We start from the raw sequence: 15,657 nt of genomic DNA, 5'->3' as shown, positions 1-15,657 counted from the left end.
GTTGGGCTGGCTGTTTACACGAGGAGGCGTGTTATGAACGAATTTAAGAGGTGTATGCGCGTGTTTAGTCACTCCCCTTTTCAGGTGCGGCTGCTGCTGCTGAATTTACTGTGCGATTATCTGGGCGGAAAACCGCAGCCGGCGCAAACGCCGCCTCGTCAGAAGTAAGCGTGCGCAAGAAGGTTTTCTGATGACCCCGTCATCGTTTTGTCATTTGTCTGGCTTATTTTTTCTGGTTTTCTCTCGTCACGTTGGCTCTTTTCCCGCTTTTTCGCCGTTTTTGTAATCTCCCTCGCAAAACAGTTTGTTAGCGCCAGTTGATCTTCTTATTCTTCGGCTTTATCTTCTTGCAGCCTTGTCAGCACAGCGGCTCCCGGATGTGAATTTCTTCCTTTCCCTTTTCCGACCGCAAAGCACGACAGACCCTCTACGCCAGGGTTAGCGCATGGCGTCTCGTTGAACCTGAATATGAATTTAACCGTTAAAGATACGCTGGCTGCGCGCGGCATCGCGCTCGATCCGTGGGTGGGTTTCTACTTTCTGCAATCCTTGCTTATTAACACTGCGCTGGGTTATGAATTCAGCCTGCTTTACGCCGTGGCTTTCAGCTGCGTGCTGTTGCTGCTCTGGCGCATTGCGCCGCGCGTGCAAAAAAATATGCTGGCGCTCTGTTCGCTGACGGCGGCTTTCTATTTTCCCTTTGGTCAGGCTTACGGCGCGCCGAACTTCAATACGCTGCTGGCGCTGCATTCCACCAATATGGAAGAGTCCACCGAGCTCCTGACCATCTTCCCGTGGTACAGCTACCTGGTGTCGCTGTTTATCTTCGCGCTCGGCGTTATCGCTTTTCGGCGCAAGCCCGCCGCAAAACAGCCGTGGCGTTTTACCGACCATCTTTGCCTTGCGGTGAGCGTGGCGGCTTTTTTTGTCGCGCCGCTGCAAAACCTTGCTTATGGCGGCGTCTTTAAGCTCAAAGACACCGGCTATCCGGTGTTCCGCTTTGTTAAAGATGTGGTGGTTAATAATGCAGAGGTGATCGACGAGCAGCAGCGTATGGCTGCGCTGTCGCAGGTGAAAGACTCCTGGAACGTGCTGGCGGCGAAGCCGAAATACCACACTTATGTGGTGGTGATTGGCGAAAGCGTGCGCCGCGACGCGGTCGGCGCGTTTGGCGGCCACTGGGACAACACCCCTTTCGCCAGCCACGCCAATGGCTATTTTTTTACGGATTACGTCGCCGCAAGCGGCTCCACACAAAAATCGCTGGGGCTGACGCTCAATCGCGTGCTCGACAATAAGCCGCAGTATCAGGATAACTTCGTTACGCTTGCCAATCGCGCCGGTTTTCAGACCTGGTGGTTCTCTAATCAGGGCCAGATTGGCGAGTACGACACCGCCATCGCCAGCATCGCTAAGCGCGCCGATGAAGTGCAGTTTCTGAAAAGCGGCGATTTCGAAGCGGATAAAAATACCCGTGACGAAGCGCTGTTAAAGATGACGTCGCAGGTTTTTGCCACGCCGCGTACGCAGCCGCAACTTATCGTGCTGCATCTGATGGGCTCGCATCCTCAGGCCTGCGACCGCACGCAAGGCAAATATGAGGTGTTCGTTCAATCGAAGGAGACCTCTTGCTACCTTTACAGCATCACGCAGACCGATCATCTGCTGGAGCAGCTTTATCAGCAATTGCAGAACACCGGGCAAAGTTTCTCCATGGTCTATTTTTCCGACCACGGTCTGGCCTTTAAAGAGCGGGGTAAAGAGGTGCAGTACCTGGCGCATGACGATAAGTTTCAGCAAAATTTCCAGGTGCCCTTTATGGTGCTTTCAAGCGACGACACCGCGCATCGCCTTATTAAAGCGCGCCGCTCAGCCAATGATTTTCTGAGCTTTTTTGCGCAGTGGACGGGAATTAAAGCAAAAGAAATTACGTCGAAATATAAGTTTGTCTCGTCGCAAAAAGCGGGGCCGGTTTGGGTGACTAACTTTAAACTGCATAAGGTGAGCTATGATCACCTGGGCAGCGATATTTTTGAGACGAAAACACGCTAGCGTTTTGCGCGTACGTTGCAGGCAAAAAAAATCCGCCCGGTGAGGCGGATTTTTTATCTTCGCAAAGCGAATTAGAAGCGGTAGCCCACGCCTGCGATCCAGGTGCCAACATCGGTGTTGCGGATGCGGCTCTGCTCGTAGGAGAAGTCCAGAGCAACGTTTTCAACCGGGTTGAACTGCAGACCGGCGCCGTAAGAGAAACCGTAGTCGCTGGTGTCGCTGGTTTTGGTCGGGTAGTCGGTGCTCTGGAATTTACCATAGCCAACACCCACTACGCCGTAGATGCTTGCCCAGTCATTGATGCGGAAAGCCGGACCGGCAGTCAGGCCGTAGTACTGGCCTTTGTTGTACAGGCCGTTATCGGTACGATCTTTTTCGGTATAGGTGAAGGAACCGATTACGCCCAGCGGGTTGCTGTCATCGAACTCATAGCGGTATTTCAGGTTGAAACCGTTCATTTTGTTCATTACGCCCTGCGCGTCGCTCTGAGCATAGCCACCGGAAACGGTAGCAGTACCGGCAACAGCGGAACCCGCGGAAACGGCCAGAACACAAGCCAGTGCTGAAAGACATGCAATTTTTTTCATAACCACCTCAAATGTGCTTCAAGTAAGTCCTAAGTTTTTAATATACCAAAGACGGGTGAGAAACTCTTTGTGAATCGCGTTGTCTAACGCGTCTTTTGGTGTAACAGAACATTTCCATATGCTCCTATCTTGTTCAATATCCAGCGTTTTAACACGTGGGCCTCATTATGGATGCCCGTAGCGTTAACCATCATCCAGATTATTCCTAAATGGGAATGGAGAAATAATGAGCGATACGGCGGCCATGGTAGCGATTTTCCCGGCGTGATTTTTCAATAAAAGTTCAACCGGCACCGTTTTATTTCGCTTAAACTCAGGCTTTTACTTATCACTGACAAAAATTGACAGGAACAGGATGCCTACGTTGCCCCGCAAAATGCCCGTCTGGATGCCCATAGTAGTAATACTGGTCGCTATGATTTCAATTCAGAGCGGCGCCTCACTTGCTAAATCGCTTTTTCCGCTGGTCGGCGCGCCCGGCGTTACCGCGCTGCGTCTCGCGCTGGGCACCCTTATTCTGGTTATCGTCTTCAAGCCGTGGCGCCTGCGCTTTACGAAATCGCAGCGTTTGCCTTTGCTCTGCTACGGACTGTCGCTGGGCGCGATGAACTACCTGTTCTATCTGGCGATTAATACGGTGCCGCTTGGCATTGCGGTAGCGCTGGAGTTTACCGGGCCGCTGGCGGTCGCGCTGTTTGGCTCGCGCAGACCCATCGATTTTGTCTGGGTCATTCTGGCGGTGCTGGGGCTGTGGTTTCTGCTGCCGCTCGGTAAAGATGTCGCCCATGTCGACCTGTTTGGCGCTGCCTGCGCCCTGGGCGCGGGCGCTTGTTGGGCGCTTTATATTCTGACCGGCCAGCGCGCCGGCGCGGATCATGGCCCGGCGACCGTGGCGTTAGGCTCGCTTATCGCCGCAGTGATTTTTGTGCCTGTTGGCGCTTTGCAGGCGGGCGAGGCGCTGTGGCACTGGTCGCTGCTGCCTTTGGGGCTTGGCGTTGCGGTGCTTTCCACCGCGCTGCCCTACTCTCTTGAAATGATTGCGCTAACACGTTTACCCACCCGCACTTTCGGTACGCTAATGAGTATGGAGCCAGGGCTTGCGGCGCTCTCTGGTATGGTGTTTCTGGGCGAAAGCCTGACGTTGACGCAGTGGCTGGCGCTATTGTCGATAATCATCGCCTCCGTTGGCTCGACGCTTACCCTTCGCCGCGAAACGCAGCTCAAAGAGGTTGATATCAATTAACCTTTCTTATTTATTTTCGCCCGCCTCGCTGACGGGCGAAAATAATTCCCCCCGCTTAAGCAACTTATATTTCCTGCCAGGTTTGTTGTAGATCAATAAATAATAAGAATATGAACTTCTGTTGCTGACGGAATTAAGATTCATCCGCAAAAAACGCGATAACCATTTGATTATCAATAAAATTAAAAGCAACTTAGCTTCTGCTATTTAACCAATAGGTATATCCAAACCTGCAGGTCGAGGAACCGATGCTATACTTATTTCCGGTAAATTGATTGGGACACCAACATCAAGAGGATATGATTATGAGTACCGCTAAACTGGTTAAATCTAAAGGTTCTGATCTGCTCTACACCCGTAACGATGTAGCAGATGAAGACAAGAAAGCCACCATCGAGCTGCTCAATCGTCAGGTTGTTCAGTTTATCGATCTGTCGCTGATCACCAAACAGGCTCACTGGAATATGCGCGGTGCTAACTTCATCGGCGTTCATGAAATGCTGGACGGTTTCCGCACCACGCTGACCGAACACCTGGATACCATCGCTGAACGTGCCGTACAGCTGGGCGGCGTCGCCCTGGGTACCACACAGGTCGTGAACAGCAAGACTCCGCTGCAAAGCTACCCGCTTGATATCCACACCGTGCAGGAGCACCTGAAAGCGCTGGCCGACCGCTACGCTATTGTGGCGAACGATGTTCGTAAAGCGATCAGCGAAGCGAAAGACGAAGATACAGCAGATATTTTCACCGCGGCCTCCCGCGACCTGGATAAATTCCTGTGGTTTATTGAATCCAACATCGAATAAGCCAGACGCTCTGCTTATGCCCTTTCCCGTTCGGGAAGGGGCTTTTTTTTGCCTTTGCACTAACTAAGTGCAGGCTTTTGTTTCACATTCCCCCTTTCCGTTATTTTTTTGTAACTAATCCCTCACACAATCGTTAAGTAACGATTGTTTTCAAACCGTAATCTGCGCTAATAATGCTCAACCCTTGCGACCTGACCGTCGCGCACTATTTTGGTGCCTCATTGTGGTGCAAAAGATCGTTCCAGTTCTGTTCCTGGTGCAATGCTTGTTTTTCTTACAGCTGGAAAAACAGTGGGTTGTAAAACTGGCACGATTTTTTCATACTGCACCCGTCTCGCAGGGGATCGCCCCGTGGATTAAAAAAGGAAATGCTATGAAGTCTGTTTTTAAAGTTTCACTGGCTGCACTTACCCTGGCTTTCGCGGTCTCTTCCCAGGCTGCGGATAAACTGGTCGTGGCGACCGATACGGCGTTCGTTCCGTTTGAATTCAAACAGGGCGACAAATATGTCGGCTTCGACGTGGACCTGTGGGCCGCTATCGCGAAAGAATTGAAGCTTGACTACACCTTAAAGCCGATGGATTTCAGCGGCATTATCCCGGCGCTGCAAACCAAAAACGTAGACCTGGCGCTGGCGGGCATCACCATCACTGAAGAGCGCAAAAAAGCGATCGACTTCTCTGATGGCTACTACAACAGCGGCCTGCTGGTGATGGTCAAAGCGAACAATAACGACGTAAAAAGCGTTAAAGATCTCGACGGCAAAGTGGTGGCGGTGAAGAGCGGCACCGGTTCCGTTGACTACGCGAAAGCGAATATTAAAACCAAAGATCTGCGTCAGTTCCCGAACATCGACAACGCATATATGGAGCTTGGCACCAACCGTGCTGACGCCGTGCTGCACGATACGCCGAACATCCTTTACTTCATCAAAACGGCTGGCAATGGTCAGTTTAAAGCGGTAGGCGACTCTCTGGCGGGCCAGCAGTACGGCATCGCTTTCCCGAAAGGCAGCGATGACCTGCGTACCAAAGTTAACGGCGCGCTGAAAACGCTGAAAGAGAACGGCACCTATAACGAAATCTATAAAAAATGGTTCGGCACTGAACCGAAATAATTATTCTTAAAGCCATAAGCACTCAGTCAGGGGCGGCTTTCGCCCCTGCTGTTTTTGAACCACGGTAACACAGGAAATCATCATGCAGTTTGACTGGAGCGCCATCTGGCCTGCCATTCCCCTCTTGCTTGAAGGCGCCAAAATGACCTTGTGGATTTCGGTCCTCGGTCTGGTCGGCGGTCTGATAATCGGTCTGGTGGCCGGTTTCGCCCGCAGCTTTGGCGGCTGGATAGCCAACCATATCGCCCTGGTATTTATCGAAGTGATCCGCGGCACGCCGATTGTCGTGCAGGTGATGTTTATCTACTTCGCCCTGCCGATGGCGTTCAACGATCTGCGCATCGATCCGTTCACGGCGGCGGTAGTGACTATCATGATTAACTCTGGGGCGTATATTGCGGAAATCACCCGCGGCGCGGTGCTCTCTATCCATAAGGGCTTTCGCGAGGCGGGCCTGGCGCTGGGTCTCTCCCGCCGGGAGACGATTCGCCATGTGATCCTCCCCCTGGCGCTGCGCCGTATGCTGCCGCCGCTCGGCAACCAGTGGATTATCAGCATTAAAGATACGTCGCTGTTTATTGTTATCGGCGTCGCCGAACTGACCCGTCAGGGCCAGGAGATTATCGCCGGCAACTTCCGCGCCCTGGAAATCTGGAGCGCCGTTGCGGTTATCTACCTGATTATCACCCTGGTACTGAGCTTTATTCTGCGTCGTCTGGAAAGAAGGATGAAAATCCTGTGATTGAATTTAAGAATGTCTCGAAGCACTTTGGCCAAACCCAGGTGCTGCACAATATCGATTTGAACATTAAGCAGGGTGAAGTGGTGGTCATTATCGGGCCGTCCGGCTCCGGTAAATCCACGCTGCTGCGCTGCATTAATAAGCTGGAAGAGATAACCAGCGGCGACCTGATCGTCGATGGCCTGAAAGTGAACGACCCGAAAGTGGACGAGCGCTTGATCCGTCAGGAAGCGGGCATGGTGTTCCAGCAGTTTTATCTCTTCCCGCACCTGACGGCGCTGGAGAACGTGATGTTCGGCCCGGTTCGCGTGCGTGGCGCGTCTAAAGCAGAGGCGGAAAAGCTGGCGAAAGAGCTGCTGGCGAAAGTGGGACTCGCCGAGCGCGCGCACCACTACCCTTCCGAACTTTCCGGCGGCCAGCAGCAGCGCGTGGCGATTGCCCGTGCGCTGGCGGTGAAGCCGAAGATGATGCTGTTCGATGAGCCGACCTCGGCGCTCGACCCGGAACTGCGCCATGAAGTGCTGAAAGTGATGCAGGATCTGGCGGAAGAAGGCATGACAATGGTTATCGTGACCCACGAAATCGGCTTTGCCGAGAAGGTGGCCTCGCGCCTCATCTTTATTGATAAAGGCCGCATTGCCGAAGACGGCAACCCGCAGGCGCTTATCGAGAACCCGCCCAGCGCGCGTTTGCAGGAGTTCCTGCAGCACGTTTCGTAAGGTTTTCTGCTAAGGCAAACCCTCTCATCCGAGAGGGTTTTTTATTTCTGATGCAGGCCTTACGCGTTTACCCGGTTTCGTTTGCTTTGTGTAATAACGGCGGGCGACGCTTCGCTTATCCCCCCGCAGAAGCGCAATCTCAGGGCCGCGCAGAGTTCATAATTTTTTGGCGTCGTTACGCAGTGTTTCGCGCCAGAAAACTCCCCATTTCCTCGGTTCGTTTGCCGGAACACTATACTTATCTTCTTTGCTTCCTAACTTTCTCATCCGGAGTATGCCGTGCCGTGGATTGTGTTGCTGCTCGTCAGCGTCTTTAGCTTTTCTGCTCAGGCGGTTAGCCTGCCTGCTGCTGCCGTTGCCGCTTCCTCTACGCACACCAGCCAGGCCGCATCGCCGGAGCCGGACGCGGAGAAAAAGAAAGCCGCTTACGCTGCGCTTGCGGACGTGCTGGAGAATGAAAAATCCCGTAACGAATTAATCAGCCAGCTCCGGCAGGCCTCGACAACGCCTGCAAACAAAGCCACGCCAGCCATCACGCCGCCGGTTGAGGAGGAAGAGGAGAAAACGGTGCTGGAGAACGTAACGGAAGTGAGCCGTCACTACGGCGGCGAATTCTCCAGCCGCTTCGCCCAGCTCTACCGCAACATCACCGGCGCGCCGCACAAGGCTTTTAATCAGAAGACCTTTCTCAACGCCCTCACCCATTTCACCATGCTGGCGGTCTCGGTCTTTGCTTTTTACTGGACGCTTCGCGCCTGCGCCATACCGCTTTATCGCAAAATGGGCGAGTGGGGAAGGCGTAAGAACACGAACCGCGCCAACTGGCTTCAACTGCCGGTCATGATTGTGCTGGCGTTCATCATCGACCTCGCGCTCCTGGCGCTGACGCTCTTTTTAGGGCAATTGTTTATCGACCTGATGAACGCCGGCAGCCGCACCATTGCCCGCCAGCAGGGGCTTTTTCTTAACGCGTTCGCGCTTATTGAGTTTTTTAAAGCCATCCTGCGGCTTATCTTTTGCCCGCGCGTGCCAACCCTGCGGCCCTTTGGCATCAGCGACGCCAGCGCCCGCTACTGGAACACGCGCTTAAGCGGCCTGAGCAGCCTGATTGGTTACGGGCTGCTGGTGGCGGTGCCGATTATCTCGGCGCAGATCAACGTGCAGACAGGGGCGCTGGCGAACGTAGTCATTATGCTGACCATTACGCTCTGGGCGCTGTGGCTCATTTTCCATAATAAGCGCGAAATCCAGCATGATTTGATCCAGCTGGCGGACCGCTCCCTCGCCTTCTTCAGCCTGTTTATCCGCGCCTTTGCGCTGGTCTGGCACTGGATCGCCAGCGCTTATTTCATTGTGCTCTTCTTCTTCTCGCTGTTTGACCCGGGCAACAGCCTGAAATTTATGATGGGCGCTTCACTGAAAAGTCTCGCCATCATCAGCGTGGCGGCGTTCATCTCCGGCGTGCTGTCGCGCTGGCTGCAAAAAACCATCACATTGTCGCCAGAAGTGCAGCGCAACTACCCGATGCTGCAAAAGAGGATCAACGGCTGGCTATCCGTATCGCTGAAGCTGGCGCGTATTCTGACCGTCTGCGTGGCCGTCATGCTGCTGTTAAACGCGTGGGGGTTGTTCGATTTCTGGCAGTGGATCACGCGCGGCGCGGGCGAGAAAACGGTGGATATTCTCATCCGCATCCTGCTGATTCTCTTCTTCTCCGCCGTAGGCTGGACGCTGCTGGCGAGCCTGATTGAGAGCCGGCTGGCGTCGGACATTCATGGCCGCCCGATGCCAAGCGCCCGCACCCGCACGCTGCTGACGCTGTTTCGCAACGCGCTGGCGGTGATCATCAGCACCATTACGGTGATGATTGTGCTTTCAGAAATCGGCGTGAATATCGCCCCGCTGCTGGCAGGCGCAGGGGCGCTCGGCCTGGCGGTGTCGTTTGGTTCGCAAACGCTGGTAAAAGACATCATTACCGGCATATTCATTCAGTTTGAAAACGGCATGAATACCGGCGACCTGGTGACCATCGGGCCGCTCACCGGTACGGTCGAGCGGATGTCGATTCGCTCGGTCGGGGTACGCCAGGATACCGGCGCTTATCACATCATTCCGTGGTCCTCTATCACCACGTTCGCTAACTTCGTGCGCGGTATTGGCTCTTTTGTGGCGAACTACGATGTCGACAGGCATGAAGACACGGAGAAAGCCAACCGGGCGCTGCATGCCGCCGTGGAAGAGTTGATGGAAAGAGAGGACATTCGCATGCTGGTGATTGGCGAGCCGAATTTTGCCGGCATCGTGGGCCTGACCAATACCGCGTTTACCATTCGCGTCACCTTCACCACACAGCCGCTTAAGCAGTGGACGGTGCGCTTCGCGCTGGACGGCATGGTGAAGAAACACTTCGATCTCGCAGGCGTGCGCCCGCCGGTACAAACGGTGCAGATGGTTCAGCCTGCGCCCGATGCAGCCCAGGCGGCGAGAGCGCAGGATGCGGCCATGGGCGGCAACGGCGGCGTGCTGCCGCCTGCCGACCCGAAAGTGTGATTAACGAAAACGGCTCTGGGCCCAGCGTTCGCGCTGGGCGTCGTTCTGGAAACTCCAGGCGATAAAGCGGCTCTGCTTCTGACCCTGCGCCATCTCTTTCTTCACGACCTTGACGGCTCCCGCCTGCTGTAACGCGCGATAGAGCGCGGGCAGGTTATCGCCTTTCGAAACCAGCGAGGTAAACCACAGCACCTGACGGGCGACGCGTTGGCTCTCGGCAATCATTTTGCTGATGAAGGCCACTTCGCCGCCTTCGCACCACAGCTCCTGCTGCTGGCCGCCGAAATTCAGGTCGGCGCCCGTAAGCCCAAGATTGCGGCGTTTGCGTTCGCTGCCCGCCTGCGCGCTTTGCGCCGAATCGTGGAACGGGGGGTTGCAGAGCGTGGCATCATACAGTTCGTTTTTATGAATAATGCCTTCAAAGATGCCGTCCGGTTGTTTTTGACGGCGCAGGCGGATGGCCCGGCTCAGCCCTGGGTTCGCCGCAATAATCGCCTGCGCGCTGCGAAACGCCTCGTCGTGCGTTTCGCTGCCGGTAAAACGCCAGCCATACTCATGCTGGCCGATAAGCGGGTAAATGCAGTTCGCGCCAACGCCGACATCCAGCACGCTCGCCTGCGCAGGCACCGCCCCGCCGTTACCTTCAGCGAGCAGATCCGCCAGGTGGTGGATGTAATCCGCCCGGCCCGGTACAGGCGGACAGAGAAAGCCTTCAGGAATATCCCAGTTCTGCACGCCGTAAAAGTGGGCCAGCAGCGCCTTGTTAAGCGTTTTTACCGCCTGCGGATCGGCAAAATCGACCGTCTCTTCGCCCAGCGGCGAGAGGCGCACATAATTAGCAAGCGCCGGGCAGCTCTGCTTAAGCGCGGCGAAGTCATAGCGGTTGTGGTGACGGTTGCGGGGGTGCAGGCCCGGTTTACGGTTCATCGGCTTTCTCCTGTGTGGGCGCGTAAGATACCTGCTGCGGCCAGGGCGGTAAATAAGTGGGGGAAAATTTGCCTCTCCGGCTATGATAGTTTTTTTGTTTACAGGAGCGCGCTATGTCGGAAAAACGTTATTACTATGAACCTGCTCGCGGCCACGGCCTGCCGCACGACCCGCTGAATGCCATCGTCGGCCCTCGCCCCATCGGCTGGATTGCCTCGCTTAACGCCGACGGGCAACGTAACCTGGCCCCGTACAGCTTTTTTAACTGTTTTAATTACCGTCCGCCGATCATCGGCTTCGCCAGCAGCGGCTGGAAAGACAGCGTGCAGAATATCGTGGAGACCAAAGAGTTTGTCTGGAACCTGACCACCCGCGCGCTGGCGGTGCCGATGAACGAAACCTCCGCCACCCTGCCCCGGGGCGAGGATGAGTTTGCGCGAGCGGGCTTAACCGCTGCGCCGTCGCGTCTGGTGAAAGCGCCGCGCGTGGCAGAAAGCCCGGTGAATTTCGAGTGCCGGCTTTCGCAGTGCATCCAGCTGACCTCCGCCAATGGCGAGCCCATAGATTCGTGGCTGGTGCTGGGCGAAGTGGTGGCGGTTCACATTGACGAAACGCTGCTGGAAAACGGCATCTACCAGACCGCAAAAGCGCAACCGGTTTTACGCGCCGGCGGCCCCAGCGCCTACTACGCCATTGACGAAGCGCAGCGCTTCGACCTCGTGCGCCCGGACGCCCGCTAACCGCGCTAAAGCCCGCCGCGGCGGGCTTCTCTCAGCAGAACCCCCCTCGTTTTGCTATAATTAGTGTTCTGCTTAACGATTCAGGAGGTCTTATGGCTTCAGGTTGGGCAAACGACGGCGCAGTGCAGGATCAAATCGACAGCACCATAGAAGATGCTGTGGCGCGGGCGCGGCGCGATCTGCCGAAGGGCGAAAGCCTGGAATTTTGTGAGATGTGCGATGAGCCGATCCCCGAGGCCCGGCGTAAAGCCATCCCCGGCGTTCACTTGTGCGTTAACTGCCAGCAAAAGCAGGACGAACACCGTCAGCGCTTTTCGCCGTATAACCGCCGCGGTTCGAAAGATAGCCAGCTGCGTTAGCGCGCTATCCGGGACGGCGCCCTTTCTTAAACCTACCCTTTCTTTTTACGTCTCAACACAGGCCCTGCTCTCAGGGGTAAGGTAAATGCCTGTAAACCCTTTTACAGCGCACGCCCGGGCCTGCTGTTGTTCTTTTACCGGTTCAGATAAAAGCCTGACAATACAATCACCTGTATGTGATTGATTTGTAAAACTGCCTAAAGATATATCGTTCAAAAAATAAGCATAAGTCCATCAATTTTTTGCGCCGATGGCTATGCAAGCCCCTCCTACACTTAGAAAGCTACGTTGTGTTCTCGTCTCTCCCGGGAGGAGGTCAAAATGAAAACATTGCTATCGCTCTGCGCCGGTCTGGCTTTCGCCACGCTCTCTTTTTCCGCGTTCTCCGCGCCGCAAATGCTGGACAATACTAACCAGCAGCTGCGCCCGGCGGGCACCGTTTCCGCACAAGGCGCCCTGTCGCTGGACGACCTGGAAGATAAACTGGCGGAAAAAGCGCGCCAGGAAGGCGCCAGAGCCTATAAAGTGGAATCGGCTGGCGGCGAAAATCAGATGTACGGCACTGCCACCATTTATAAATAATCGTTACGTTCCAGGCCCGCCTCAAGGCGGGCTTCGTCTGTCTGGCATAAGCTACCGCTGACACATTAGGTTAACAAAAGAGAGGGCGAAGCGTGCTGTTACGCTTTGCGAGACGCAGACGTGAAAAAATCCTGCTTTCTTGCGGGGTAGATAATTGATTAACAAAGATATTAACGATAATTCAAATTTTTAGAACAACCCTGTCAATTCTCTTCGATTTAATATTTCACCTTCAACGTCAATAATAAACACATCGACGGAACAATGTCCTCATAACAGAATAAACTTCGAGAAAAATAGTATGAAAACCGTTAAATATGCTGCTGCCGCCCTCCTCCTGACCACCGTTTCCAGCGCTTTTGCCGCCCAGGCCGTTAACCCTGCCGACGCACAGAACTTGCATAAAATCGGCGTGGTCTCGGCAACCGGCGCAACGACCCTTGATGGTCTGGAAGCCCGTCTGGCTGCCAAAGCCGAAGCGGCAGGCGCGAAGGCTTACAGCATCACCTCAGCCAACAACAACAATAAACTCAGCGGCACGGCGGTTATCTACAACTGATTTACCCTCAACTCTGACTCTGTATTACCCCTGTTGTTACCCTTTTGCCCGCTGCTTCTGCCGCGGGCTTTTTTATGCGTATCAGAACATCTCGTTGATTTTTACCCGCGCCGCGTCCATATCCGCCGCCTCTCCCGTCGCCACAAGGCAGCAGGCAAGCTGGGTTTTAATCGCTTCCGGCACCGGCTCAAGCCCGGCGGCGCAGCGCTCGGTCCAGCGCGCGGTCACCTCCGCCTCTTTCGACGCGGGCAAGGCTTCTGCGCTGGTCTGGGTGTGACGTTCGCACAGCACCCGCTCACCCGCCTCATCAATCCACGTTATCTGCGGGCAACGCTGCGGATTCGCATAAACTTCGCCTTCCGTGCCGTGCATCAGTAACGCGCGCCCGCCGATATCGGCAAAAAAGGCGGCGACCCGGCCAACATATTCCGGGTGTGAAACGCTGGAAAGCCGCAGCGCGCTGGCTTCAGCAAACGGCGTGGCGAGTTTCGCCAGCGTATGGGCGCTGTTGCGCACCCCCAGCCGCCAGCGCATGCCAAGCTGTTTTTCCAGCGGCGGACAGAGCGCGCTTACCGGAATATAAACAGGACGATGGCTCTCAAGCTTCGCCTGCGCCTGGCCTGCATGATGCGTTGCTTCAATGCCCATCAGGTTAAAGATGGTTTCCGTCAGCACCCGTGTCGGATCTTCGCTTACGCCATGCACCACGACCGGAAAGCCAAGCCGGCTTAGCAGCATCGCCAGCAATGGCGTCAGGTTCGCCTGCTTTCGCGCGCCGTTATAGCTTGGGATGACGACAGGCATAGGACGCGCTACCGGCGGCGTCAGGCGCCAGGTGTGCTGCTGCATCGCTTCATAAAAGCCGCGCATTTCAGCTTCGCCCTCGCCTTTAATGCGCAGCGCAATCAGGATGCCGCCCATTTCCAGGTCCGGCACCTCGCCGTTGAGCATATAGTTATAGAGAGCACGTGCGCTTTCGTAGTCCAGGTCACGTGCGTGGTTCTTTCCCCGGCCGATCTCTTTGATAATCGCACGGTAGTCCATTTTTCTCTCCTCTCTCATCGCCTAAATATAAATACGGTGAATTATTCCGGCGTAACCCATTGCTGTTTATGCTCTGACGCGTGCTTGTCTGCCTCTGCGCACAATACAGGGTAAAAACCTTATATTACAAGCGCCTGATACTCACTTTATTTTATCGCCGTAGCACCAAATCAATAAAATTAACAAGTTAATTACACGTTACTTATTCACTAAAAGAATAGTTTAGAGTTCATAAATTGAACAACTAATACACCAATAGCATATTTAATGGCGAAATAATTCATGCCTTAGATATTTAAGGCGCTGCTTACTTCTTAATTCAGGATTGATGATGAAAAATATTGTGTTAAGTACAGTCATTGCCGGGATAGCAAGCTGCTCAGTCTCTGCATTCGCCGTCTCTACAGGCGAAGGCCAAGTGAACTTTACCGGTGAAATCCTTGATTCCGCTTGTGAGGTGGTGAATACCCTGAGCAGCCCACTGCAGGTGAACTTAGGGAAAATTTCCAAAACTGTGTTTACCGGCGTTGGCTCGGCGGCAACGCCTACCAGCTTCGCTCTGCAACTGAAAAACTGCCCGGCAACGGCGACTGCGGCTTCAATTACCTTTGGCGGTACCGCAAACAGCGACAACGATAAAGTGCTGGCGCTAACCAGCGGCACCGGAGTGGCAAGCGGTGTAGGCATTCAGTTGCTTGACTCTTCCGGTTCGCCGCTTGATCTTTATACCGCCTCTGCGGATTACACGCTGAAGTCTGGCTCCGAAACCAACGATTTGGCGTTTGGCGCGCGCTATATTCAGACCGCCGCCTCCGTTACTGCTGGAAAAGCGGATTCCACCTCGACCTTTACCGTTACTTATAACTGATCTCACCGCCGGATATTAGTCACCACCCGGTGGCTAATATCCTTATTTTAATAACTGGAGTTCACCATGCGTAAGTTATTTATCGTTTCAGCGTTATTAATGGCCGCCACCGCAGCTCAGGCAGGCGTGGTAGTCGGCGGCACCCGCCTGATTTATCCAGGCGATAAAAAAGAAAGCTCGCTCACCGTCTCTAACTCTGATGATATTAATTATTTAATCCAGACCTCGATTGATTCTACCGATGGCGCCCGGGCGCCTTTTTTAGTGACGCCACCGCTTTTTCGCCTCAATGCAAAGCAGGATAACGTTCTGCGTGTCATTTATACTGGCACAAATTTGCCGCAGGATCGGGAATCGCTTTACTGGCTGAACGTAAAATCGATTCCGTCAACAGTGAAGCAACAAGAACAGAATACATTGCAGATCGCCATAAAAACCCGGATTAAATTAATCTACCGCCCTGCAGCTATAAACGGCAAACCCGAAGAGGTGGCAAAAGATTTAAAATGGCGCAGAAGCGGCAATGCTCTGATAGTCAACAACGACACGCCTTATTATATGAATTTTCAGTCCATCACCTTAGGCGGAAAAAAATTGCCGAAAATTGGCTATGCGGCGCCAAAAAGCGAAACGCGATTCGATATCCCCGCCAATATTAACAGCAACACAGTTTCCTGGAAAATTATTAATGACTACGGCAACATCAGTAAAGAATGGAAAACCGCTTTCTGAATCCACTACCTTAGTTAATTTTCTTCA

General features: G+C 54.1%; 17 protein-coding genes. 14 read left to right on the top strand and 3 right to left on the bottom strand.

Translation table 11 applies throughout. The features are described from left to right. Positions 1-33 precede the first annotated feature (33 nt). The gene (mntS, locus tag MT962_RS03105) at positions 34-168 is read left to right on the top strand and encodes a manganase accumulation protein MntS (protein WP_034882037.1); all 135 of its coding nucleotides are present in this window, start codon (positions 34-36) and stop codon (positions 166-168) included. Between the two features lie 300 nt (positions 169-468). Beyond that, positions 469-2,052, top strand: a complete 1,584-nt coding sequence (locus MT962_RS03100) for a phosphoethanolamine transferase (RefSeq protein ID WP_024555992.1) — start codon at positions 469-471, stop codon at positions 2,050-2,052. 71 nt (positions 2,053-2,123) lie between these two features. On the opposite strand, the gene ompX is transcribed toward MT962_RS03100, so the two are convergent. Continuing rightward, entirely contained in the window at positions 2,124-2,639 is a 516-nt protein-coding gene (gene ompX, locus MT962_RS03095) for an outer membrane protein OmpX (protein ID WP_024555991.1), read from the bottom strand. A gap of 355 nt (positions 2,640-2,994) precedes the next feature. On the opposite strand from ompX, the gene rhtA reads away from it, so the two are divergent. The 6 genes from rhtA to ybiO all read left to right on the top strand — a co-directional run bounded on the left by rhtA (position 2,995) and on the right by ybiO (position 9,819). Beyond that, positions 2,995-3,882: a threonine/homoserine exporter RhtA gene (gene rhtA / locus MT962_RS03090; protein ID WP_247364529.1), complete on the top strand. Its 888-nt coding sequence runs from the start codon at positions 2,995-2,997 to the stop codon at positions 3,880-3,882. Between the two features lie 305 nt (positions 3,883-4,187). Further along, positions 4,188-4,691 carry a DNA starvation/stationary phase protection protein Dps gene (dps, locus tag MT962_RS03085; RefSeq protein WP_024555989.1) on the top strand — a complete coding sequence of 168 codons (504 nt, stop codon included), beginning with the start codon at positions 4,188-4,190 and terminating at the stop codon, positions 4,689-4,691. Positions 4,692-5,064: 373 nt separating this feature from the next. Next, the gene (gene glnH / locus MT962_RS03080; protein WP_024555988.1) at positions 5,065-5,808 is read left to right on the top strand and encodes a glutamine ABC transporter substrate-binding protein GlnH; all 744 of its coding nucleotides are present in this window, start codon (positions 5,065-5,067) and stop codon (positions 5,806-5,808) included. A gap of 82 nt (positions 5,809-5,890) precedes the next feature. After that, the gene (gene glnP / locus MT962_RS03075) at positions 5,891-6,550 is read left to right on the top strand and encodes a glutamine ABC transporter permease GlnP (RefSeq protein WP_024555987.1); all 660 of its coding nucleotides are present in this window, start codon (positions 5,891-5,893) and stop codon (positions 6,548-6,550) included. Continuing rightward, entirely contained in the window at positions 6,547-7,269 is a 723-nt protein-coding gene (gene glnQ, locus MT962_RS03070; RefSeq protein WP_024555986.1) for a glutamine ABC transporter ATP-binding protein GlnQ, read from the top strand. The genes glnP and glnQ overlap by 4 nt, the downstream gene beginning before the upstream one ends. Before the next feature lie 279 nt (positions 7,270-7,548). Continuing rightward, entirely contained in the window at positions 7,549-9,819 is a 2,271-nt protein-coding gene (gene ybiO / locus MT962_RS03065) for a mechanosensitive channel protein (protein ID WP_247364528.1), read from the top strand. On the opposite strand, the gene rlmF is transcribed toward ybiO, so the two are convergent. Then, positions 9,820-10,746 (bottom strand): 23S rRNA (adenine(1618)-N(6))-methyltransferase RlmF, encoded by a 927-nt coding sequence (gene rlmF / locus MT962_RS03060; protein WP_247364527.1) that lies wholly within the window; start codon positions 10,744-10,746, stop codon positions 9,820-9,822. Positions 10,747-10,859: 113 nt separating this feature from the next. Here rlmF and MT962_RS03055 point away from each other — a divergent pair, with 113 nt between their 5' ends. From MT962_RS03055 to ybiJ, 4 genes are all read left to right on the top strand, one after another. Continuing rightward, on the top strand, positions 10,860-11,486 hold the full coding sequence (locus MT962_RS03055) for a flavin reductase family protein (protein WP_024555983.1): 627 nt from the start codon (positions 10,860-10,862) through the stop codon (positions 11,484-11,486). Between the two features lie 92 nt (positions 11,487-11,578). Further along, positions 11,579-11,845, top strand: coding sequence for a DksA/TraR family C4-type zinc finger protein (locus tag MT962_RS03050; RefSeq protein ID WP_024555982.1), 267 nt, complete (start codon positions 11,579-11,581; stop codon positions 11,843-11,845). Between the two features lie 321 nt (positions 11,846-12,166). Further along, positions 12,167-12,427 (top strand): YdgH/BhsA/McbA-like domain containing protein, encoded by a 261-nt coding sequence (locus MT962_RS03045; RefSeq protein ID WP_024560686.1) that lies wholly within the window; start codon positions 12,167-12,169, stop codon positions 12,425-12,427. A 301-nt stretch (positions 12,428-12,728) separates the two neighbouring features. Beyond that, complete coding sequence (ybiJ, locus tag MT962_RS03040; protein ID WP_024555980.1) at positions 12,729-12,986, top strand: DUF1471 family protein YbiJ; 258 nt, start codon at positions 12,729-12,731, stop codon at positions 12,984-12,986. 81 nt (positions 12,987-13,067) lie between these two features. On the opposite strand, the gene ybiB is transcribed toward ybiJ, so the two are convergent. Continuing rightward, positions 13,068-14,030, bottom strand: a complete 963-nt coding sequence (ybiB, locus tag MT962_RS03035) for a DNA-binding protein YbiB (protein ID WP_247364526.1) — start codon at positions 14,028-14,030, stop codon at positions 13,068-13,070. Between the two features lie 331 nt (positions 14,031-14,361). Here ybiB and MT962_RS03030 point away from each other — a divergent pair, with 331 nt between their 5' ends. Both MT962_RS03030 and MT962_RS03025 read left to right on the top strand, forming a co-directional pair. After that, the gene (locus MT962_RS03030; protein ID WP_024555978.1) at positions 14,362-14,898 is read left to right on the top strand and encodes a fimbrial protein; all 537 of its coding nucleotides are present in this window, start codon (positions 14,362-14,364) and stop codon (positions 14,896-14,898) included. Positions 14,899-14,964: 66 nt separating this feature from the next. Then, positions 14,965-15,630, top strand: a complete 666-nt coding sequence (locus tag MT962_RS03025; protein ID WP_247364525.1) for a molecular chaperone — start codon at positions 14,965-14,967, stop codon at positions 15,628-15,630. Positions 15,631-15,657 lie beyond the last annotated feature (27 nt).

Source organism: Franconibacter sp. IITDAS19 (assembly GCF_023079515.1).
Lineage (GTDB): Bacteria > Pseudomonadota > Gammaproteobacteria > Enterobacterales > Enterobacteriaceae > Franconibacter > Franconibacter pulveris.
This window is presented reverse-complemented; position numbering and strand designations above follow the sequence as displayed.